Raw genomic sequence first — 21030 nt, forward strand, 5'->3', positions numbered from 1 at the left:
CATCTGCTGGCGTTTGGCTTGGTGGATTCCCTGGCTAAACGTAACGAAAATCTCGACATCTTCCGTTATGCCGCCGGTGGCTTTCGCGATTTCACGCGAATTGCTGGCAGCGATCCGGTGATGTGGCACGACATCTTCCTTGCCAATCGTGAGGCGGTGTTGCGCACCCTGGACACCTTCCGCAGTGACCTCGACGCCTTGCGCGACGCGGTCGATGCCGGAGATGGCCATCAACTATTGGGCGTGTTCACCCGTGCGCGGGTGGCGCGTGAGCATTTCAGCAAGATCCTGGCTCGCCGGGCCTACATGGAAACCGCCATGAACGCCGATGAGCTGACCTTTCTCGCCAGCCCGGGCGGGCGCTTGAGCGGGCAGATTCGGGTGCCGGGCGATAAGTCGATCTCCCATCGTTCGATCATGTTGGGTTCGTTGGCTGAAGGCGTGACCGAGATCGAAGGTTTCCTTGAGGGTGAAGATGCCCTGGCGACGTTGCAGGCCTTTCGCGACATGGGCGTGGTGATTGAAGGGCCGCACCATGGGCGCGTCACCATTCACGGCGTAGGCTTGCATGGCCTCAAGCCGGCGCCTGGCCCTATCTACTTGGGTAACTCCGGTACGTCGATGCGCCTGTTGTCCGGGTTGCTGGCGGCGCAACGCTTCGACAGTGTGTTGGCCGGTGATGCCTCGCTCTCCAAGCGCCCGATGAGCCGCGTGGCTAAGCCGCTAAGGGAAATGGGGGCGGTGATCGAAACCGGACCAGAAGGGCGTCCGCCGCTGACTATTCGTGGCGGGCAGGTTTTGAAAGGCATGGCCTATTCGATGCCGATGGCTAGCGCGCAGGTCAAATCCTGCCTGCTGTTGGCCGGGTTGTATGCCGAGGGTAAAACCTCGGTGACCGAGCCGGCGCCGACCCGTGACCATACCGAGCGCATGTTGCGCGGGTTTGGTTATCCGGTCGAGGTGGCGGGGGCTACGGCGTCGGTCGAGCCAGGCCATGCTTTGATTGCCACGCATATAGAAGTGCCAGGGGATATTTCCTCGTCGGCGTTCTTCCTGGTGGCGGCTTCGATTGCCGAGGGCTCCGAGTTGTTGCTGGAGCATGTCGGCGTCAATCCGACTCGCACCGGGGTGATTGATATCCTGCGGCTGATGGGCGCGGATATCACCCTGGAGAACCCGCGTAAAGTGGGTGGCGAGGCGGTTGCTGATCTGCGCGTGCGTGCCGCTGCGTTGAAAGGCATAGAGATTCCCGAAGCGCTGGTGCCGTTGGCTATCGACGAATTCCCGGTATTGTTCGTTGCGGCGGCCTGTGCCGAAGGGCGCACCGTATTGCGTGGCGCTGAAGAACTGCGGGTTAAAGAGTCTGACCGTATCCAGGTCATGGCCGACGGTCTGCTGGCGCTGGGCGTGAAGTGTGAACCGACGCCTGATGGGATTATCATTGACGGTGGTCCGATAGGGGGTGGCGAAGTGCATGCGCATGGCGATCACCGGATCGCCATGGCTTTCAGCGTGGCTTCCCTGCGTGCGGCGGCGCCGATTCGCATCCGTGACTGCGCCAATGTTGCTACATCTTTTCCGAACTTTCTTACACTGTGTGCCCACGTCGGCATCCGTGTTGCCCAAGAGGCTCAATTGTGAATATCAAAGCACCGGTGATTACCATCGACGGGCCAAGCGGCTCGGGCAAAGGCACAATCGCCGGCATCCTGGCCAAGCGCCTCGGTTGGTGCCTGCTGGATTCCGGCGCGCTGTACCGTTTGCTGGCATTTGCGGCACGCAACCATGGCGTGGACCTGACCAACGAAGAGTCCCTGAAGTTGCTGGCGGCGCATCTCGATGTGCAGTTCGTCGGCGCGACGGAAGGTCATCCGCAGCGCATCATCCTGGAAGGGGACGATGTGACCGATGATCTGCGTAACGAACAAGTGGGCTCCTGGGCTTCCCAGGTTGCCGCGCTGCCGGCCGTGCGTGACGCGTTACTGCAGCGTCAGCGGGCGTTTCAGGAGCCGCCGGGCCTAGTGGCTGATGGCCGTGACATGGGCACCGTCGTGTTTCCTGAGGCGCCATTGAAGATTTTCCTGACCGCCAGCGCCGAGGAACGGGCTCGCCGCCGTTACTTGCAGTTGAAGGGCAAAGTCGATGGTGTTAGTCTGTCGAGTCTGCTAGATGAGATCCGTGCACGCGATGAGCGTGATACCCAGCGTGCGGTAGCCCCGCTCAAACCGGCGGCTGACGCCATACAGCTGGATTCCACGGAGCTTTCCATCGAGCAGGTGCTGGAACGCATCTTGAGTGAAATCGCCATTCGCGATATCGCCGGGTGACCAAGAAGGCTGCAGGGGACCAGTCATAGTCCTGCGGTGCTTCTTCTAATTGAAACTAACCCACACCGTCTGGGGTGTGGAGATGGGCGTATTCTTCGCCCTTATCAACAGGAATTAAAATGAGCGAAAGCTTTGCGGAACTCTTTGAAGAAAGCCTAAAAACCCTGAACCTTCAGGCTGGCTCCATCATCACCGGTGTTATCGTTGATATCGATTACCAAGCTCGTTGGGTAACCGTTCACGCTGGTCTGAAGTCTGAAGCTCTGATCCCGCTGGAACAGTTCTACAACGATGCTGGCGACCTGACTATCAATGTCGGTGACGAAGTTCACGTTGCTCTGGACTCGGTTGAAGACGGTTTCGGTGAAACCAAGCTGTCCCGTGAAAAAGCCAAGCGCGCTGAATGCTGGATTGTTCTCGAAGCAGCCTTCGCAGCTGAAGAAGTGGTCAAGGGCGTTATCAACGGTAAGGTTAAAGGCGGCTTCACTGTCGACGTTAACGGCATCCGTGCGTTCCTGCCAGGTTCTTTGGTCGACGTTCGTCCAGTGCGCGACACCACGCACCTGGAAGGCAAAGAACTCGAATTCAAGGTCATCAAGCTCGACCAGAAGCGCAACAACGTTGTCGTTTCCCGTCGCAGCGTGCTGGAAGCAGAGAACTCCGCCGAGCGTGAAGCTCTGCTGGAATCCCTGCAAGAAGGCCAACAAGTCAAAGGTATCGTCAAGAACCTCACCGATTACGGCGCATTCGTCGATCTGGGTGGCGTCGATGGCCTGCTGCACATCACCGACATGGCTTGGAAGCGTATCAAGCATCCTTCTGAAATCGTCAACGTTGGCGACGAGATTGATGTCAAGGTTCTGAAGTACGATCGTGAGCGTAACCGCGTCTCCCTGGGCTTGAAGCAGCTGGGCGAAGATCCATGGGTTGCTATCAAAGCTCGTTACCCAGAAAGCACTCGCGTAACCGCGCGTGTTACCAACCTGACCGACTACGGCTGCTTCGCAGAGCTGGAAGAAGGCGTGGAAGGCCTGGTACACGTTTCCGAAATGGACTGGACCAACAAAAACATCCACCCTTCGAAAGTCGTACAAGTCGGCGACGAAGTGGAAGTTATGGTTCTGGACATCGACGAAGAGCGTCGTCGTATCTCCCTGGGCATCAAACAGTGCAAATCTAACCCATGGGAAGATTTCTCTGGCCAGTTCAACAAGGGCGATAAAATCTCCGGCACCATCAAGTCGATCACCGATTTCGGTATCTTCATTGGTCTGGACGGCGGCATCGACGGCCTGGTTCACCTGTCCGACATCTCCTGGAACGAAGTTGGCGAAGAAGCTGTTCGTCGTTTCAAGAAGGGCGACGAGCTGGACACCGTTATCCTGTCGGTTGACCCAGAGCGCGAGCGCATCTCCCTGGGTATCAAGCAACTGGAAAGCGATCCGTTCTCCGAGTACGTTCAAGAGAACGACAAAGGCGCAATCGTTAAAGGCACTGTGAAAGAAGTTGACGCTAAAGGCGCCATCATCACTCTGGCCGACGATATCGAAGCGACTCTGAAAGCCTCCGAAATCAGCCGTGACCGCGTTGAAGACGCGCGCAACGTTCTGAAAGAAGGCCAGGAAGTAGAAGCCAAGATCATCAGCGTTGACCGCAAGAGCCGCGTAATCCAGCTCTCCATCAAATCGAAAGACGAGATCGAAGAGAAAGAAGCCATTCAGAGCCTGCGCGACAAGCCAGCTTCGTCTGAGCCTTCTGCTGGTCCTACCACTCTGGGCGACCTGCTGCGTGCACAGATGGAAAAACAGAACTAAGTTCTGTCAGACCATAGAAAAAGGGCGACTTCGGTCGCCCTTTTTTGTGCCTGAAATTTGTTGAATCAACAACCTCGAACCAAGGCTTACCGCGGGGTGTCAGAACTGAATATAGTTTTCATACGCGCTATTTAGTGTTGTTGCTTCAATAAGGATTTGAATGAACAGGTTTATTGTCGTTTTCTCAATGATGCTGCTTGCAGGCTGCTCCACCAGTGCCAAGACTCACGCCAGGCACGGCGTCAGTGGTATTGAGATTGACTGCTCGGGGCTTGGCTCCAATTGGGATAAGTGCGAGAAGCGTGCAGCGCGTGAGTGCAAGGGGCAGGGCTATAAGGTTGTAACGCGCTCCAGTGACGCCAAGGATGAAGAGGGTGACTACCTGTTTGGTTGGAACCCGGCAGGTGCAGTGACCCGCACGATGCTGGTGATCTGTAATTGAGGGGTTAGGCCTTTATTGCGGGGGTTAAATTAACCCGCAGATAAGTTAAGTTGTGGGCTGTTCAAAATCGCCGAGTCATGCTAAAACCTTTGGAGCGCTTTTCCTAGCTGCTTGAAAAAGAAGGGAAAAATATGACGAAGTCGGAGTTGATCGAACGAATTGTCACCCATCAAGGGCTGCTTTCATCCAAGGATGTAGAGCTGGCTATCAAGACCATGCTTGAGCAAATGTCCCAATGCCTGGCCACTGGGGATCGAATCGAGATCCGGGGCTTTGGTAGCTTTTCCTTGCACTACCGCGCACCGCGTGTAGGCCGTAACCCGAAAACCGGGCAATCCGTCAGCCTTGACGGTAAGTTTGTGCCGCATTTCAAGCCGGGTAAGGAATTAAGGGATCGAGTGAACGAAGACGAGGAAGAGGGCGTCTGAGTGGTTTTGGGACAGGAGTAAGTTATGCGTGGGATTAAACGCGTTTTTCTGGTGCTGGTCGTACTGGCTGTTGCGCTGGTGGTTTTGGCCTTTGTTTTGGAAAACCAACAGGGCGTCTCTCTTTCGCTCCTGGGGTGGACAACGATGCAGCTGCCAGTGGCGGTGTACGTTGTGGCTGCGCTGATTGTCGGATTGATGGTAGGGCCGCTATTGGGTTTACTGGTTACCAGTAGCCGTCGGCCAAGCAAGTTTCGATAGCGCACGGATAGCCTCCCCTTCCTCGCAACTGCTGTTATGGGCTCCCAGCCCTCCAGCATCCTCTTAAGTGGCGCGCGCGTTATTCTGGTGCTCTACCACCTGCGCGTAAGGCCCTGCCTCGGTTGCTCGGGGTAACCGATTGCTCCCTATCCGCTTTTTTTGCAAAAAATCAGATAATTCCAGATCGGAATGCCTTGGGCGATCGCTATAAAATAGACGTGCCAAGGTTCAAAGTGTGTGGGATATAGGGTAAGATTCCGCGCATTAATGACAGCCGTCCTTTGCGTTTCGATACTTGACAGGTGAGCGAGCAGTGAGCGTTCACTTGCTAAAGCAAACATTCTCGTCTCTGTATATAACTCTCCAACTCTACGTGTCCCGGCAGCGTCAAGACAGAAACTCATTTGGTTACGGTTAATCATATTTCGCAGATTTTGCCTTTAAGCAAATATCTGAACTAAGCCTGCTATTTAAAAGTTAGTGGTGCAGCGGCCGTAAAAAGGCTTTTAACAATTCATTGTCGCCTTTGAGTGATGGGGTGAAGTCTGTAATGCTGAGGCTTCAAGGCGTGGCGGTTGCGCCTTCCCTCGTCGCGGTCGGTTAAGGTCAAGAATTGCCTCGAAATGTATCCATAGGTGTGTTGCGTTCCGAGCGCAAACCAAGGGAAAATTTGTACAATCAATTTTAATGCTCACAGCGCGTATAAAGACCTCCGCCTGTCATCGTCGGTGCCGCAGAGGTGATTGGTTTCCGGGAGAGTATCGGCTGAGGGCTGTACAATGGGGGCGCGGCTGGCCGTCACTAGGGGTGCTTACACTGGAGTGCCTGAAAAACGAGTCAAGAATTGAACGATTTACTAAGCTAGAAAAAGAATTTTACGGTGAGCTTGATGAAGATTCCATTTAACAAACCACCCTATACGGGTAATGAAGATCAATATGTTATGCGCGCAATGCGCAGCGCTAAGATGTCGGGTGACGGTGATTTCACCATTAGTTGCCAACAATGGTTTGAAGAGACATTTTCATGTAAAAAGGCTCTGCTGACGCCGTCGTGCACCCAAGCACTTGAAATGGCGGCTATTTTGATAGATATACAGCCGGGCGATGAAGTTATTATGCCCAGCTTTACCTTTGTCAGTACCGCAAACGCATTTGTATTACGAGGCGCGAAGATCGTTTTTGTCGATATTCGCCCGGATACTATGAATATTGATGAAACGCTTATCGAGGCAGCGATCACTGTCAAGACCAAAGCAATCGTCCCCGTTCATTATGCAGGTGTCGCCTGTGAAATGGACGTGATCATGGACATTGCACAGCGCCATGATTTGTTTGTCGTGGAAGATGCTGCTCAAGGTATGATGTCGACTTATAAAGGGCGTTGGCTGGGCACGATCGGACATTTGGCAGCTTATAGTTTTCATGAAACAAAAAACTACACGAGTGGTGGCGAGGGCGGATTATTGTTGATCAATGATAAGCGCTTCATTGGTCGTGCAGAAATTATCAGAGAAAAAGGTACCAATCGCAGTCAGTTTTTTAGAGGCGTGATTGACAAGTATACGTGGGTTGATATTGGCAGTAGTTATTTGCCGGGTGAGTTACAGGCTGCCTATTTGTTTGGTCAGTTGGAGCGCGCGAAGCAGATTAACGATATTAGGCTCGGCATTTGGCAGCGCTACAACATGGCGTTCGCAGGATTGGTGGCGGCAGGGGTGCTTGAAATTCCCACGGTGCCGGTTGATTGTATTGCCAATGCGCACATGTTTTATATTAAGGTAAAGGACATCGACGCACGTAAATCAGTCCTCAGTTATCTGAACGCGGCAGGTGTGGGGGCGGTATTTCATTACGTCCCACTTCACAGCGCACCGGCCGGTGTGTTGTTAGGCCGGTTCGTAGGCGAAGATCGTTTTACCACCAAGGAAAGTGAGCGCCTTATTCGCTTACCTGTGTGGTATGGCATGACGGAGCCTGAGGTGCTGCATGTCATCAACTCTGTAATGGGGGCCGTTGATGCCGCGGGCTGGTGAATTGAAGGGCTCAAACCGTAGCATGCTGGTCGGCGCTTTTTTTACAAGCGCCGCTCAAGCGTCAAAGATACTCGTTGGCTTTTGCATACTAAAATTAATCGCTCTGTACCTGGGAGTTGACGGTCTCGGCCAGCTAGGGCATTTCATGAGCTTGGTGTCTATCGCTGTCCTCTTGGCGGGAGGGGGGATAAGCCACGGTATAATTAAATACGTTGCGGAATTTAAAAATAACCAATTTAAGTTGCACAGGTTATTTTCGACGTCGGTGTGTTATGCCTTCAGTTTCTGTCTTGTGTCATTTGTCTTGATGGTTGTATTTTCGACCAAAATATCGAATTTTGTGTTCGGGCAACCGGAGCGTTCCTGGATTATTGTGCTGCTGGCTTTTGCTCAGTTTGTTTTTGCATTCAATACCCTGTTTTCAGGGTTCTTCAATGGCCTTGGTAAACTCAAGGTCAACTCAATCGTTCAAGTTGTGGCTAACATTGTTGTGCTTCCCGTGATCTGGTGGCTGATCTCTGCATTTGGCCTGCCCGGTGCTGCGATAGCGATGTTGTCTATATTCACCATGCCGGCTCTTATCTCTTTGGTTTACCTTAAAGGGACGCCTCTGTTCAGAATGCTCAAGGGGCGGAAGTTGGATGTGGGGTTGGGCAAGAATTTTTCCAGGTTTGGACTGATGTTGCTCGTCAGTGCCCTGATGTTTCCCGTGGTCGAAATTATTATCAGGGAATCGCTAATAGCACAGGTCGGTTATGCCGAAGCGGGCATCTGGCAAGGAAGTATCAAGCTGTCGAGCGCGTACATCGGTTTTTTCAGTGTGTTTTTGGCGTCTTATTATATGCCGATGGTGTCCGCCACCCAAGACAAGGCGGTGATCAAGGCGCAAGTCATTAAATTTATGTTGTTGGTAATGGCGTTGTTTTTGGCAGGGGCCAGCGTTCTTTATATCGGTCGGAGTTTCTTTATTCCGATGTTATTGTCTTCCGAGTTTCATGAGTTGGAAGGCTATATCATTTATCAATTGGTCGGTGATTTCTTTAAGGTCGCTTCTTATGTTGTAGGTTTTGTTGTGGTGGCGAAAGCCGCAACGAAATTGTATATCTTCTCTGAGGTGCTACAGGCGCTGCTTTTTGTCGGTTTGACATTTTTTATCGGCCGTGAGGTGGGTGGTGTGCACGGTGTTATGTATTCTTATATGTTGGCATATATAGCGTTTTTTATAATTTCCACTGCCGGATTTATCTATTGGGCACGCAACTGATGGGCATGGAATTCACCCTACCGCTATACCTCGTATTCGGGCTTCTAGTAATCGTTGCAGCGTGGGACACCCTCAGTGATCACACGCTTCCTCGGGCAGCGGTCGGCGCCCTGATGGGAGGGGCTCTAATCCTGCTGGCGACATTCAGGATGGCAGGGGTGGGCAATGATGATCTTGCCTACCTGAGAATGATACAAGAAGTGCCTTCCGTTCTGGAATGTCATAACCTGTTCTGCGACTACAGCTATACAGCGTTTAATATCGAATTCGGGTTTTATATTTTTCTCTCGATGCTGGCGGTAGTGGGGCGGAATTCTTTTGTTTTATTCGGCTTCTGCGCGCTCTTTGCGGTAAGTCTCAACCTCAAGAGTATTCGTTACTTTTCTCCTTATTTTGCCTTGGGCGTATTGGTCTATTTTGCTCATTTCTTTCTGGCGAAAGAGTTGAACGCCATGCGTTTGGGGATTGCGTCCGGCTTGGTATTTTTGGCCGCGACGTATCTCCACAAAAAAGAATACGCGATGTTGGCGGTCTATCTTGCGCTGGCCATGATGGTGCACGTGTCGTCGATATTATTTATGATTCCCCTTGTTTTGTATCTCTTGAAGCCCTCGCGGAATTTTTACCTGTTACTCAGTGTTGCACTTCTGTTGATGGCGTCTTTTGTTGATTCAAAACTGCTATTGCGTCAGTTGGACTTTATTGGTTTTATTGGTGAAAAAATTGATTCTTATCTGACGACGGAGAAGTACGGCTATGTTCTGCCGATTTTCAATATCGTTAATATCAAAAATCTGATTTTGATTGTCGTTGGATTAGTATGCTCGGAGAAATTGGAGGCACGCTATCCAACCTTTAAGCTCGTCTTCTGCGTTTTTTACTGCGCGACGTTTTTACGAATTGTACTGGGCGATTTTGCAATTCTCGCCGGTCGCAGCTATGCGAGCATATCGATGTTTGAATATGTCCTGTTACCGATGCTCGCCGTGCACCTGTTGGGTAACAGGCGTGGGGTTGTAATGGTCTCTGTTTATGCGCTCGGCACACTGTACCTGAATTTGAGTGTTCACTCAGGGTGGACAGGCGATTCCGAAGTGTTTTTTAATTTTCTATAATTTATCGGGATTATTGCATGAAAAGTATTTTGTTTGTCATGGGGGGCTTGGCCATTGGTGGGGTTGAGACCTATGTGGTCAGGCTGTCTAAATACCTCAGCCAAGCGGGGTATACCGTAACTGTTACATTATTGTCGAGTAAATATGATGCAGGTCTGTTCAATGAGCTGTCTCGTTACGCCAGAGTCAATGTCGTAGAGCATGTGCCCTTTTTTGCCGCGTCCAGTTGGATAAATGCGCTGTTGCCCGCAAAAAAAGATCCGCTGGTCTACGATATTGTTCATGTGGTAGACGTGTTGACGTTGGCCTATGTTTTCCTGAATAAGGCCAGGCTGAAGTTTACATTTCTAAGTATTGGTGTCTATCACTCTATGGAAATCAGCTGGTGGCGTGAGCGAAACATATATTTCAGAAAGAAGATGCTTGAGTTGTATGATCGAAACGTCCAATTGACATTGTTTCCCAATGAGCGTACTGCCGAAATGGCAGCCGCGTTTGCTAATGTTGATGTAGGCACGCTGGACGTATTGCCGCTGGGTATTTCTTTCGAGAACTATAGCGATCGGCAGCCACTTCAATCGTCCCTGCGTATTGTGTCTGTAGGGCGTCTAGTCGATTTTAAAGTGTACAATAAACACGTCATTACCCAGTTGAGTGGGCTTCGTAAACGCGCTAATTTTGAATATTTTATTTATGGTGACGGTCCGGAACATGCGGCGTTGGTCTCGTTGGCACAGGCGTGTGGCGTGAGTGAGTACGTGCACTTCATGGGCGAGGTGGAGTATGCCGAGCTGCCCGGCCTTTTTGACGGGGCGTTTTGTTTCGTTGGCTCGGGTACGACTATCATCGAAGCCGCTGCAGCCGGTGTGCCTTCGGTGGTAGGCATTGAATCCATAGAGTTACCACTGACCTGTGGGTTGTTTTCGGATATTTCAGGCTATTCCTACAACGAAGAATCCGCGACGACGGTGAGAATGGGCATCTTGGAAACCCTCGAGATGCTGCATGATATGAGTCCCGAACAATACAGTGACGTCTCTGTTAACCATCGACAAAAAGCTAAAATGTTTGATATTGTCGAGACCTCAAAAAGGTTTGTTGAGTTGTCTAACCGCGCACCTGTTTTTGATGGTTCAATGAATCGTTGGGTTGCTATGTTGTCATTTTTCAAATCTGTAATTGTTCAAGGGCCCAAAGCGCTTAAATCCCGATTTGATAGCGTGGGATGATATGTCTTTGAATATTGCGATTGTCACTCAGTATTTTTATCCTGAGAGCTTTATTATCAATGACATTGTTGAGGAGCTGGCGTGTCTTGGGCACACCGTGGAAGTCTTTACCGGGCAACCTAACTACCCGGACGGCGAAACCTATGAAAATTATGACCAGGCTGCTTGCAATGAGCAGGTGTACAAGGACGGCGTAAAAATCCACCGGGTGCCGTTGAGGCCACGCAAGTCTGGTGGTGCCAGAAACCTGCTTCTCAACTATCTCTCATTTGTGAAAAATGGGATCAGATACTTTCCGAAGCAGAGCGCTGGTAAGCAGTTCGACGCGATCATTGTCTTTGCGGTCTCACCGATTACGGCAGCTATTCCCGCTATCGTGTTGAAACGTTCCAGCAAGGCTCATTTGATGGTGTGGGTTCAGGATTTATGGCCGGAGACACTTAAGGCCACGGGGTTCATCACGAATTCGCTGCTGTTGAAGGCAATCGGCGTTTTGGTGCGTTTAATCTACGCCAAGGCCGACACTGTGCTGGTTCAATCTGAAGCATTCATTGCCTCTGCCTCCAAGTATGTGGCGAAAGACAAGATCGTTTACTACCCCAATTCTTACCGTGCCCCTGCCGCCCAGATTAATCCTTCCGACCGCCTGCCGGTGGAGATCAGTCGGTTATTGCAGTCTAAATTTTGCGTGGTTTTTGCCGGGAACCTAGGGTTTGCGCAGTCCTTGGAAACCATAGTCGATGCCGCAAAAGCATTGGTTCACCTGGATTGCAAGATTGTCGTAGTCGGCAGTGGCAGCCGTTTGGATTGGATGCATGAGCAAAAGCGTGAACACGGCCTGCACAATCTTGAGCTCGTAGGGCGACTGCCATCGTCAGTAATGCCTGAATTATTTTCAGAGAGTGAGGCGCTACTGGTGACACTCAAGCGTGAGGAAATCTTCGCGTTGACCATCCCCAGTAAGATCCAGGCGTATATGGCAGCAGGCAAGCCTATATTGGCTGCTCTGGATGGAGAAGGTGCGAGGATCGTGGCGCTGGCTAAGGCTGGGTTGTGTTCTCCGGCCGAGGACGCGGCAGCGCTCGCACGGAATATCGAGGCGCTCTACGAGGCTACGCCGGAAAAAAGAGCCGCTTACGGAGCGGCGTCGTTCAGTTTTTTCTGTAACAATTACGAAATGAAGACGCAATCCCGTCGATTGGTACAGATCATTAAAGAACGTATTGGCAACCCTCAGAGATAAACCATGAAAATATTAGTGCTGGGCGTGACAGGAATGCTTGGAAGTGCTGTGTTCAAGTATATTTCCAATCACACTTCACATAGTGTTTTCGGCACTATGCGTGGCCCCCGCGGGGAAGAGTACTTTGAAGATAAACACAAGGGCTGCTTTTATTCAAATGTTGATGTTTTAGATTACGAAACGTTGGTCTCGGTATTTGAAGACAATCGTCCGGACGTGGTGATCAACTGCGTCGGCTTGATCAAGCAGTTGGCACAAGCAAAAGACCCATTATCAACGTTGCCGCTTAATTCGATGTTGCCACATCGTTTATCCAAATTGTGCCTGCTTACCCAGGCGCGGCTGATACATATCAGCACCGACTGTGTCTTTTCCGGTTCGAAGGGCATGTACCTGGAGTCGGATATTTCTGATGCAGAAGACCTGTATGGGAAGTCCAAATTTATAGGTGAGTTGAGTGATCAGCCTCACGCGATAACGTTACGCACCTCCATCATTGGTCATGAGTTAGCGAGCAATGCGTCTTTGGTTGACTGGTTTCTATCTCAGGAAGGATCGGTAAAGGGATTCACCAACGCTATTTTTTCCGGTGTCCCCACTGCAGAACTGGCGCGCATCATTGTTGAGTATGTGCTGCCTAACGAAAGCGTGTTCGGTCTGTATCACGTCTCGGTTGACCCTATTGATAAGTTCACGTTGCTGACTGAAATCGCTAAGGTCTATAACAAAGAAATTGATATTATTCCTGATGATAAATTTGTGATTGATCGTTCCCTCGATTCGACGCGCTTTCGTGAGGCCGTGGGTTACACTCCACCGTCATGGCCGGACCTGATTCAGTTTATGCGTGCACAGCAATAGTTTAGGAGCTTTTATGTTTGATAACAAAATATTGATGATCACGGGCGGCACCGGTTCTTTTGGTAATACCGTGCTGAAACGTTTTCTCGACACACACGTGAAAGAAATCCGCGTGTTTAGCCGCGACGAGAAAAAACAGGAAGATATGCGCATTGCGCTCGGCAATGACAAAGTCAAATTTTATATTGGTGATGTGCGTGACTACGCGAGCATTTCCCAAGCGATGGTTGGCGTGAATTATATCTTCCACGCCGCCGCACTCAAGCAGGTCCCGTCCTGTGAGTTTTACCCGATGGAAGCGGTTAAAACCAACGTCCTGGGTACAGAAAACGTTCTTAATGCGGCCATAGCCAACAATGTAGAACGGGTTGTGGTTTTGAGTACCGACAAAGCGGTCTACCCAATCAATGCCATGGGTATTTCCAAGGCAATGGCAGAAAAGTTGGTGGTGGCCAAATCTCGGATGATCCCGCACGGCGGCCCGGTTATTTGCTCCACGCGCTACGGTAATGTGATGGCTTCGCGCGGTTCGGTCATCCCGCTGTTCGTCAATCAATTGAAGCAGGGGGGCGAACTGACGGTGACCGACCCCAATATGACCCGCTTCCTGATGTCGTTGGAAGACTCGGTAGACTTGGTGCTTCATGCATTCGAGTTTGCCCAGCAGGGTGATATTTTCGTGCAAAAAGCGCCTGCTTCTACTGTGGCAGATTTGGCGCAGGCGCTGAAAGAACTCTTCAATCGCTTGAACGCAATTAAAGTGATCGGTACACGTCATGGCGAGAAACTTTACGAGTCGCTGATTTCTCGCGAAGAGATGGCCAAGTCAGAGGACATGGGGCGCTACTATCGTATTCCGGCGGATAACCGCGACCTGAACTATGAAAAGTATTTCGTCGAAGGCGAAACGCACATTTCCGAGCTAGATGACTACACGTCCCATAATACCGAGCGTCTGGATGTTGAGGGTGTCAAAGCATTGTTATTGAAACTGGAATTTATTCAGGAGCAGCTCAATGCTTAAGGTTATGACACTGGTCGGCACTCGCCCTGAACTGATTAAAATGAGCCGCGTGATCGCAGAACTTGATAAACAAACTCATCATGTTCTGGTTCACTCGGGTCAGAATTATGACTATGAGCTTAATCAGGTCTTTTTTGACGATCTGGACATTCGCAAGCCGGACCATTTTTTAGGGGCCGTCGGTGATACTGCAGCGCAGACGATTGCACAAGTCATTGCCAAATCCGATGAGCTTTTCGAATTAGAAAAACCGGACGCGCTGCTGCTTTATGGTGATACGAATACGTGCCTGGCGGTCATTTCCGCAAAGCGCCGAAAAATCCCGGTTTTCCATATGGAAGCAGGAAATCGCTGTTTTGATCAGCGCGTGCCTGAAGAGCTCAATCGCAAAGTATTGGACCATTTGAGCGATATCAATATGGTTCTGACCGAGCATGCGCGCCGTTATCTACTTGATGAAGGTGTTCGTCCAGAAACCATTATCAAGACAGGTTCTCATATGGCGGAAGTCTTGGCTCATTACATGCCTAAGATTGAAGCGTCGGATGTTCTCGCTCGGGAAGGGCTCGCAGCGGGAGCGTATTTTGTCGTCAGCGCGCACCGCGAGGAAAACGTTGATACGCCCGACAATCTTAGAGACTTGCTGGGGTCTTTGAAGGCATTGGCAGACAAATACCAATACCCGGTAATCGTGTCGACTCACCCGCGCACCCGTAAGCGTCTCGAAGCGCTAGGCGAGTCGCTGGATCATCCTTTGATTCGCTTCGTCAAACCGTTTGGACTGCTTGACTATATCAAGTTGCAGATGGAGGCATTTTGCGTGGTGTCCGACAGCGGCACTATCACTGAAGAGGCCTCACTGTTGAACCTGCCCGCAGTTACCATCAGGAATGCGCATGAGCGCCCAGAGGGTATGGACGAAGGCACGCTGATCATGTGCGGGTTGACGGCCGAGCGCGTTCTTGATGCCGTCCGTGTCGTCACCACCCAACACGTGCGTGGCGAGCGGGTGCTAGCGGTGGTCGGTGATTACCTTGGCGGTGCCGTGTCCAAGAAAGTCGTGCGTATTGTGCACAGTTACACCGATTACATTAACCGCACCGTCTGGTCAAAATCGTAAGCAAGGAGCTTTACGTGCACATATTCGTGACTGGGGCTTCGGGATTCGTTGGAGGCCGGTTGGTCCAAGTGTTAGCCGGCCACACTGATGTTCGTGTCACCGTTGCAGCAAGGGGAAGCCACTTTACGTGTGCAACGGCTGCGCAGGTGGTCCGATTCGAGGACCTTTCGACTGCAGATTTCTCGGCCGAACTGGCCGGTGTGGACGCAGTAATCCACTGCGCGGCTCGCGTGCACGTCATGAACGACTTGGAAGCGGACCCCCTCCAGGCCTTCCGCCACATCAACGTTGAGGGCACGCTTAATGTGGCACGTCAGGCAGCAGAGGCTGGCGTGCGCCGGTTTGTATTTCTCAGCTCGATCAAGGTCAACGGCGAAGGCACAGAACCTGGCATGCCGTTCACTGCGGATCAGCCAGGTAATCCGGCAGACCCTTACGGTGTTTCAAAGCTGGAAGCAGAGCAGTGTCTTCGCGAGCTGGCCTTGGCGACGGGTATGGAGGTGGTGATCATCCGGCCTGTACTCGTTTACGGACCAGGGGTAAAAGCCAATTTCCTCAACATGATGCGTTGGCTGCATAAAGGTATTCCGCTGCCTTTCGGCGCAATTCATAACGCTCGCAGCCTCGTGGCCTTGGATAATTTGGTTGATTTGACCATCCTCTGCGCCCGTCATCCAGCAGCAGCGAATCAGACGTTCATGGTCAGCGATGGCGAAGACTTGTCGACTACCCAACTGCTGCGCAAGATGGCGTCAGCCTTGGGTAAGCCTGCGCGCCTTCTGCCTGTGCCGGCTGTTTTATTGCGTGCGGCTGCCAACGTGCTGGGCAAGGGCAGCCTTTCTCAACGGTTGTGTGGCTCATTGCAGGTTGATATTGCCAAGACTCGTGCTGTTTTGGGTTGGACGCCGCCGCTGTCAGTGGACCAGGCTCTGAAAGTTACAGCGTCGGATTACATGGAAAATGAAAAGACATGAGTGACTGGTGGATCGTTCTTGCTGTTGCATTGATCTCATTTTTGATGACTGCTGTATTAAGACGCTATGCGCTTTCGCGCAGCATTATCGATATCCCGAATGCACGCAGTTCGCATTCGGTGCCTACTCCGCGAGGCGGTGGTGTAGCGATTGTTCTAGCGTTTCTTGTGGCGATCCCTCTTTTGGGGTGGCTGGGTCTGGTATCTACAGGCATGTTGATCGCAGTTGGGGGGGCGGGTGTGATGGTGGCCGTCCTGGGCTTTATGGACGATCATGGTCATATTGCTGCCCGCTGGCGTCTGGCAGGCCATTTTGCGGCAGCGGCATGGGCGTTGTTCTGGATGAAAGGACTTGCGCCGCTGACCGTATTTGGCTGGGACCTGCATCTCGGTCTGATTGGGAAGGTCCTGGCCGCTGTTTATCTGGTCTGGATGCTCAATCTCTACAATTTCATGGATGGAATTGATGGTATTGCCAGTGTAGAGGCGATCTGCGCCTGCCTTGGCGGCTGTCTGCTTTATGCGCTGAGTGGTCATCAGGATATGATTTGGCTGCCGCTGCTGTTGGCCGTAGCAGTGGGGGCATTTCTGCTGTGGAATTTCCCCCCTGCAAAAATCTTTATGGGGGATGCCGGGAGTGGATTTCTAGGCGTTATCCTGGGCTGTTTCTCTATTCAGGCTGCCTGGGTTCAATCTTCTTTTTTTTGGGCCTGGTTGATTTTGCTGGGCGTATTCGTGGTCGACGCAACGTTCACGCTTGTGCGCCGCCTGGTAAGGGGCGATAAGGTCTACGAAGCGCACCGCAGTCATGCCTATCAGTTTGCTTCACGCCAATTCGGTAAACACCTGCCGGTGACGTTGGCAGTGGCGGCCATCAACCTCGTTTGGCTATTGCCCATTGCGCTGGGTGTTGTTCTATATGGATGGGATGGCGCGTGGGCGCTGGTTCTTGCTTACGTGCCGTTGATCCTGTTGGCCATCAAGTTTCACGCTGGCGAGCTTGAGCGGTCATAAGTTGGCGGTTAACCGGCCTGAAAGCCTTCAAAGGGCGCATGGATGGCTTTGCAAAGGCAAAGTATTAGGATGTTAAGAGGTGTCTGAAAACGCTATGGATAAGTTACGGGCCTATTTGGTCGCTCTGCCTAGACGAAAAAAACGGCTGATTCAGGTCTGCACGGATGTGTTTGTCGTTTGGGCTGCCTTATGGCTTGCGTTCGTTGTACGCCTGGGCATCGATGAATTGGTTAACCCGGTTCGTCTTCACCTCTGGTTGTTCATTGCTGCTCCAGTGGTTGCAATACCGCTGTTCATTCGCTTCGGCATGTACCGCGCAGTGATGCGCTACTTTGGCAACGATGCATTGATCGCCATTATCAAGGCGGTCAGTTTGTCCTCCCTCATCCTTGGCGTGGTGGTTTACTGGTACAGCAACCATCAGAATGTGGTTCCGCGCTCCATTATCTTCAACTACTGGTGGCTCAGCCTGATCATGGTGGGCGGCTTGCGCCTTGGCATGCGCCAATACTTCTTAGGTGACTGGTTTTCCGCCGCGCAGCATGTGCCGTTTACCAACCGCGAAGATGGATTGCCGCGTGTCGCCATTTACGGCGCGGGCGCTGCTGGCAATCAACTGGTCGCGGCGTTGCGAATGGGGCGCGTCATGCGGCCGGTGGCATTTATTGACGATGATTCCAGTATTTCCGACCGCGTGATTTCCGGGCTGCAAGTGTATAAGCCCAAACATATTCAACGCATGATTGATACGACGGGTGCCCAGGAAATTCTGCTGGCCATTCCGTCCTCCAACCGCGGTCGCCGCCGTGAAATCCTCGGGTTTCTTGAAGGTTTTCCTCTGCATGTACGCAGTGTTCCAGGATTTATGGACCTGGCCAGTGGCAGGGTGAAGGTCGACGATATCCAGGAAGTCGATATTGCAGACCTATTGGGGCGGGACACTGTGCCAGCCCAGCACGAACTGCTGGAGCGCTGTATCAAAGGGCAAAACGTAATGGTAACCGGGGCGGGGGGCTCAATTGGTTCAGAGCTTTGCCGGCAGATTCTTACATTGGGCCCTACATCGTTGCTGTTGTTCGAGCACAGCGAGTTCAATCTCTACAGCATCCTTTGCGAACTGGAGGAGCGTATTAATCGCGAGTCTCTACCGGTCAAGGTTTTGCCAATCCTGGGTTCTGTCCGTAACCCATCCAAGTTGCTCGATGTCATGAAAGCCTGGCGCGTCAGTACGGTTTACCACGCTGCTGCTTACAAGCACGTGCCGATGGTAGAGCACAATATCGCTGAAGGCGTGTTGAATAATGTGATTGGCACACTGAACACAGCGCAGGCAGCGTTGCAGGCAGGGGTGGCCAATTTCGTGCTGATCTCTACCGACAAGGCGGTCCGTCCGACCAATGTCATGGGCAGTACGAAGCGCCTCGCCGAGCTGACGTTGCAAGCACTTAGCCGTGAGATAGCCCCCGTATTGTTTGGCGACAAATCAAACGTCTCGCGGGTGAACAAGACCCGATTCACCATGGTGCGTTTCGGCAATGTACTCGGCTCCTCAGGTTCGGTAATTCCGCTGTTTCATAAGCAAATCAAGTCGGGTGGCCCGGTGACTGTCACCCACCCGAAAATCACCCGTTACTTCATGACCATTCCGGAAGCTGCGCAGTTGGTGATTCAGGCCGGCTCAATGGGCTTGGGCGGCGACGTATTCGTGCTGGATATGGGCGAGCCAGTGAAGATTGTCGAACTCGCGGAGAAGATGATTCACTTGTCGGGCTTGAGTGTGCGTTCCGATAGAAACCCGCATGGCGATATTACCGTAGAGTTTTCAGGACTACGCCCTGGTGAAAAGCTTTACGAAGAGTTACTGATTGGCGACAACGTAGTTGCCACCCAGCACCCGATGATCATGAGTGCTAACGAAGACCACTTGGGCTGGGATCTTCTAAAGGGCAAGCTGAGCGAACTGCTGGCGGCCTTAGATCAGGACGATTATTCCCGCGTTCGACAGCTGCTGCGCGATACGGTAAGTGGCTACTCGCCCGATGGCGAAATCGTCGATCTCATTTTCCAGCAACGCCGTCTGGAGCCCTAAGCTCACACTCTGTAACCCCTGCGTTTTTGACTCCCTCCAAACATCACCTACGTTAGAAGAAGCAGCTTCGGAAAGCTGCTTTTCTTCTACCGATGTCATGGAGCGTCACCAATGCAAAACACCTACATATCTTCTCTTGTCTTCGCTTTCCTTACCTCGTTCTCGGTCGCCGCCAACGCAGCGCCCTCTATCAAACCCGAAGCCCCGGCCCCCATCACCGCCCAGATGACCAAGGTCGAGCAATCCGCCAAGGTCAACCTGAACGGAGCCGACGCCGAAACCCTGCGTCGAGACCTCTTCGGCATCGGCGCTGCCAAGGCAAAGGCGATCATCGCCTACCGCGAAAGCAACGGCCCGTTCACCGCAGTGGATGAGTTATTGGAAGTAAAGGGCATCGGCAAGGCGCTGCTGGAGAAGAACCGCGACAGGCTGGTTATCAATTGAGGATGTGAACGTTTGCAAGGAGGCCGGTCAATGACCGGCTTTTTTACCTTCTGAAACCTGCGCTTTCAAACTGGCGCGTACCACTTCCATGATGCGCGTCGCCAGCTGCGCACTCTCGACACTTCTGGCCAGTACCAGCGCAACGACCCGCGTCGACATCATCACCAGGTTTTGTTCATCGGCATTTGCGTTTCCAAGAGCGGCTTCGACCTGCTTCAGCCGGGCGCCAAGTACCGCATCCGTGGTCGGACTATGCTGGCCTCTTAGGCCCAGTTCCGAAGACATGGTCGGTAGTGGGCAGCCTTGATCCGGCGAGGTCTGGTGCCATTCAGACAGGTAACTGTCGATGAACGCTTCCAACGGTCGCTCCTGGCTGAACAGCATCTTGCAATGCGTAGCCAGTTCGGCAACCGCAGCCTGCAGGGCCTTTTCCACCCGTTCATCCTTGGATTTGAAATGAGCGTAAAACCCGCCATGCGTCAGGTTCAGCGCGTTCATCAACGGCTGCAGGCCAGTGGCGCCAATGCCGTCGCGGCTTACGATGCGTTGATGAGTCTGGGCTTTATGGGCTGCGGAGTAACGCATAGGACTGCCTTGTGAGCGAGTGCGCATTTTATTTTTTACCCATACAGGCAACGTTCAGCGGCGTTGGCATGGAACGTGATTACATCTGGCTCAGTGATTGTTCAACAATCTTGAGGTGGTCATGACGCTCAGCGTTTCCTTAGCCGATCAGATTGCGCTTGAACTGCGTGCCGACATCATGGCGGGGCGGCTGTTGCCTGGAATGGCGTTGGTCGAGGTCGATCTGGTCAAAGCCTATAACGCTTCGCGCAATACGATCCGCGAAGCGTTGCATCGTTTGGGCCAGGAGGGGCTCACCCGCTACGTGCGCAATAAAGGGGTGATGGTTCGGCGGCTGGAGCGAAGCGAAGTGCGTGACTTGTTTGTCGTGCGCCGCACCCTTGAGTTGCAGGCCATCGCCCAGAGCGGCGCGCTGACCGACGCTCAGGTGGAGGGCATGCATAACGCCATTGAGGCCACTGCGCTGGCACGAGACCGTGAGGACTGGCGCGCCGTGGCTACGCACAGCCTGGTGTTTCACCAACTGATTGTCGGGCTGATGCGCAGCCCTCTCTTCGATGAGTTTTTCGCCCAGGTCATTGCCCAACTGCGGCTAGTGTTTTGTGCCGCCATCGATGAGCAACGTTTCCAGTCGCCTTGGCTGGAGCGCGATCGTGAGATTTACGCGTTATTGGTTCGCGCGGATAAACCGGCAGCAGGTAAAGCGATGAGCGTGTACCTGAATGATTCGGAACGCCTGACATTGGCCCTGTTTACCTAACCCTG

The 21030-nt window shown here is 52.3% G+C and carries 20 protein-coding genes; 19 read left to right on the top strand and 1 reads right to left on the bottom strand.

Features of this window, described 5'->3' with window-relative positions:
- From E0F99_RS14025 to E0F99_RS14110, 18 genes are all read left to right on the top strand, one after another.
- A partial coding sequence (locus tag E0F99_RS14025; protein WP_130908798.1) for a bifunctional prephenate dehydrogenase/3-phosphoshikimate 1-carboxyvinyltransferase occupies window positions 1–1641 on the top strand: 1641 nt, incomplete at its 5' end.
- Window positions 1638–2327 (top strand): (d)CMP kinase, encoded by a 690-nt coding sequence (cmk, locus tag E0F99_RS14030; protein WP_003172653.1) that lies wholly within the window; start codon window positions 1638–1640, stop codon window positions 2325–2327. The genes E0F99_RS14025 and cmk, both read left to right, overlap by 4 nt.
- 119 nt (window positions 2328–2446) lie before the next feature.
- Window positions 2447–4141, top strand: a complete 1695-nt coding sequence (gene rpsA, locus E0F99_RS14035; RefSeq protein WP_064451489.1) for a 30S ribosomal protein S1 — start codon at window positions 2447–2449, stop codon at window positions 4139–4141.
- 160 nt (window positions 4142–4301) lie between these two features.
- Complete coding sequence (locus E0F99_RS14040) at window positions 4302–4583, top strand: hypothetical protein (protein ID WP_083359491.1); 282 nt, start codon at window positions 4302–4304, stop codon at window positions 4581–4583.
- Window positions 4584–4714: 131 nt separating this feature from the next.
- Complete coding sequence (gene ihfB / locus E0F99_RS14045; protein ID WP_003218804.1) at window positions 4715–5011, top strand: integration host factor subunit beta; 297 nt, start codon at window positions 4715–4717, stop codon at window positions 5009–5011.
- Between the two features lie 24 nt (window positions 5012–5035).
- Entirely contained in the window at window positions 5036–5269 is a 234-nt protein-coding gene (locus tag E0F99_RS14050; protein ID WP_083359490.1) for a lipopolysaccharide assembly protein LapA domain-containing protein, read from the top strand.
- An 889-nt stretch (window positions 5270–6158) separates the two neighbouring features.
- Window positions 6159–7304, top strand: a complete 1146-nt coding sequence (rffA, locus tag E0F99_RS14055; protein ID WP_083360482.1) for a dTDP-4-amino-4,6-dideoxygalactose transaminase — start codon at window positions 6159–6161, stop codon at window positions 7302–7304.
- Window positions 7288–8568, top strand: coding sequence for an O-antigen translocase (locus E0F99_RS14060; protein ID WP_083359489.1), 1281 nt, complete (start codon window positions 7288–7290; stop codon window positions 8566–8568). Before rffA ends, E0F99_RS14060 begins: the two co-directional genes overlap by 17 nt.
- Window positions 8553–9683: an EpsG family protein gene (locus tag E0F99_RS14065; protein WP_083359488.1), complete on the top strand. Its 1131-nt coding sequence runs from the start codon at window positions 8553–8555 to the stop codon at window positions 9681–9683. The genes E0F99_RS14060 and E0F99_RS14065 overlap by 16 nt, the downstream gene beginning before the upstream one ends.
- A gap of 17 nt (window positions 9684–9700) precedes the next feature.
- Window positions 9701–10912 (top strand): glycosyltransferase family 4 protein, encoded by a 1212-nt coding sequence (locus E0F99_RS14070; protein WP_083359487.1) that lies wholly within the window; start codon window positions 9701–9703, stop codon window positions 10910–10912.
- A 1-nt stretch (window position 10913) separates the two neighbouring features.
- Window positions 10914–12155, top strand: coding sequence for a glycosyltransferase family 4 protein (locus E0F99_RS14075; protein WP_173667127.1), 1242 nt, complete (start codon window positions 10914–10916; stop codon window positions 12153–12155).
- Between the two features lie 3 nt (window positions 12156–12158).
- A complete protein-coding gene (locus E0F99_RS14080) occupies window positions 12159–13016 on the top strand; it encodes a dTDP-4-dehydrorhamnose reductase family protein (RefSeq protein ID WP_083359486.1) in 858 nt (285 codons plus the stop codon).
- A 13-nt stretch (window positions 13017–13029) separates the two neighbouring features.
- Window positions 13030–14040 (top strand): polysaccharide biosynthesis protein, encoded by a 1011-nt coding sequence (locus E0F99_RS14085; RefSeq protein WP_083359485.1) that lies wholly within the window; start codon window positions 13030–13032, stop codon window positions 14038–14040.
- Window positions 14033–15160, top strand: a complete 1128-nt coding sequence (gene wecB / locus E0F99_RS14090) for a non-hydrolyzing UDP-N-acetylglucosamine 2-epimerase (RefSeq protein ID WP_083359484.1) — start codon at window positions 14033–14035, stop codon at window positions 15158–15160. Before E0F99_RS14085 ends, wecB begins: the two co-directional genes overlap by 8 nt.
- 14 nt (window positions 15161–15174) lie before the next feature.
- Entirely contained in the window at window positions 15175–16134 is a 960-nt protein-coding gene (locus E0F99_RS14095; RefSeq protein WP_083359483.1) for a UDP-glucose 4-epimerase family protein, read from the top strand.
- Entirely contained in the window at window positions 16131–17147 is a 1017-nt protein-coding gene (locus tag E0F99_RS14100; RefSeq protein ID WP_130908799.1) for an MraY family glycosyltransferase, read from the top strand. Before E0F99_RS14095 ends, E0F99_RS14100 begins: the two co-directional genes overlap by 4 nt.
- A gap of 94 nt (window positions 17148–17241) precedes the next feature.
- Entirely contained in the window at window positions 17242–19236 is a 1995-nt protein-coding gene (locus tag E0F99_RS14105; RefSeq protein ID WP_083359481.1) for a polysaccharide biosynthesis protein, read from the top strand.
- Between the two features lie 111 nt (window positions 19237–19347).
- Entirely contained in the window at window positions 19348–19680 is a 333-nt protein-coding gene (locus tag E0F99_RS14110; protein WP_083359480.1) for a ComEA family DNA-binding protein, read from the top strand.
- A 27-nt stretch (window positions 19681–19707) separates the two neighbouring features.
- Here the strand turns inward: E0F99_RS14110 and E0F99_RS14115 are convergent, their stop codons facing one another.
- Window positions 19708–20265: a TetR/AcrR family transcriptional regulator gene (locus tag E0F99_RS14115; protein ID WP_083359479.1), complete on the bottom strand. Its 558-nt coding sequence runs from the start codon at window positions 20263–20265 to the stop codon at window positions 19708–19710.
- Between the two features lie 121 nt (window positions 20266–20386).
- Between E0F99_RS14115 and E0F99_RS14120 the strand changes: the two genes are divergently transcribed.
- Entirely contained in the window at window positions 20387–21025 is a 639-nt protein-coding gene (locus tag E0F99_RS14120) for a GntR family transcriptional regulator (protein ID WP_083359478.1), read from the top strand.
- The last annotated feature ends 5 nt before the right edge of the window (window positions 21026–21030 follow it).

The sequence above is a fragment of the Pseudomonas antarctica genome (assembly GCF_900624995.1).
Classification (GTDB): domain Bacteria; phylum Pseudomonadota; class Gammaproteobacteria; order Pseudomonadales; family Pseudomonadaceae; genus Aquipseudomonas; species Aquipseudomonas antarctica.

Coding starts and splice junctions, on each gene's coding strand:
- rpsA (WP_064451489.1), top strand. CDS start 2,447: ATGAGCGAAAGCTTTGCGGAACTCTTTGAAGAAAGCCTAAAAACCCTG.
- E0F99_RS14040 (WP_083359491.1), top strand. CDS start 4,302: ATGAACAGGTTTATTGTCGTTTTCTCAATGATGCTGCTTGCAGGCTGC.
- ihfB (WP_003218804.1), top strand. CDS start 4,715: ATGACGAAGTCGGAGTTGATCGAACGAATTGTCACCCATCAAGGGCTG.
- E0F99_RS14050 (WP_083359490.1), top strand. CDS start 5,036: ATGCGTGGGATTAAACGCGTTTTTCTGGTGCTGGTCGTACTGGCTGTT.
- rffA (WP_083360482.1), top strand. CDS start 6,159: ATGAAGATTCCATTTAACAAACCACCCTATACGGGTAATGAAGATCAA.
- E0F99_RS14060 (WP_083359489.1), top strand. CDS start 7,288: ATGCCGCGGGCTGGTGAATTGAAGGGCTCAAACCGTAGCATGCTGGTC.
- E0F99_RS14070 (WP_083359487.1), top strand. CDS start 9,701: ATGAAAAGTATTTTGTTTGTCATGGGGGGCTTGGCCATTGGTGGGGTT.
- E0F99_RS14075 (WP_173667127.1), top strand. CDS start 10,914: ATGTCTTTGAATATTGCGATTGTCACTCAGTATTTTTATCCTGAGAGC.
- E0F99_RS14080 (WP_083359486.1), top strand. CDS start 12,159: ATGAAAATATTAGTGCTGGGCGTGACAGGAATGCTTGGAAGTGCTGTG.
- E0F99_RS14085 (WP_083359485.1), top strand. CDS start 13,030: ATGTTTGATAACAAAATATTGATGATCACGGGCGGCACCGGTTCTTTT.
- wecB (WP_083359484.1), top strand. CDS start 14,033: ATGCTTAAGGTTATGACACTGGTCGGCACTCGCCCTGAACTGATTAAA.
- E0F99_RS14100 (WP_130908799.1), top strand. CDS start 16,131: ATGAGTGACTGGTGGATCGTTCTTGCTGTTGCATTGATCTCATTTTTG.
- E0F99_RS14105 (WP_083359481.1), top strand. CDS start 17,242: ATGGATAAGTTACGGGCCTATTTGGTCGCTCTGCCTAGACGAAAAAAA.
- E0F99_RS14110 (WP_083359480.1), top strand. CDS start 19,348: ATGCAAAACACCTACATATCTTCTCTTGTCTTCGCTTTCCTTACCTCG.
- E0F99_RS14115 (WP_083359479.1), bottom strand. CDS start 20,265: ATGCGTTACTCCGCAGCCCATAAAGCCCAGACTCATCAACGCATCGTA.
- E0F99_RS14120 (WP_083359478.1), top strand. CDS start 20,387: ATGACGCTCAGCGTTTCCTTAGCCGATCAGATTGCGCTTGAACTGCGT.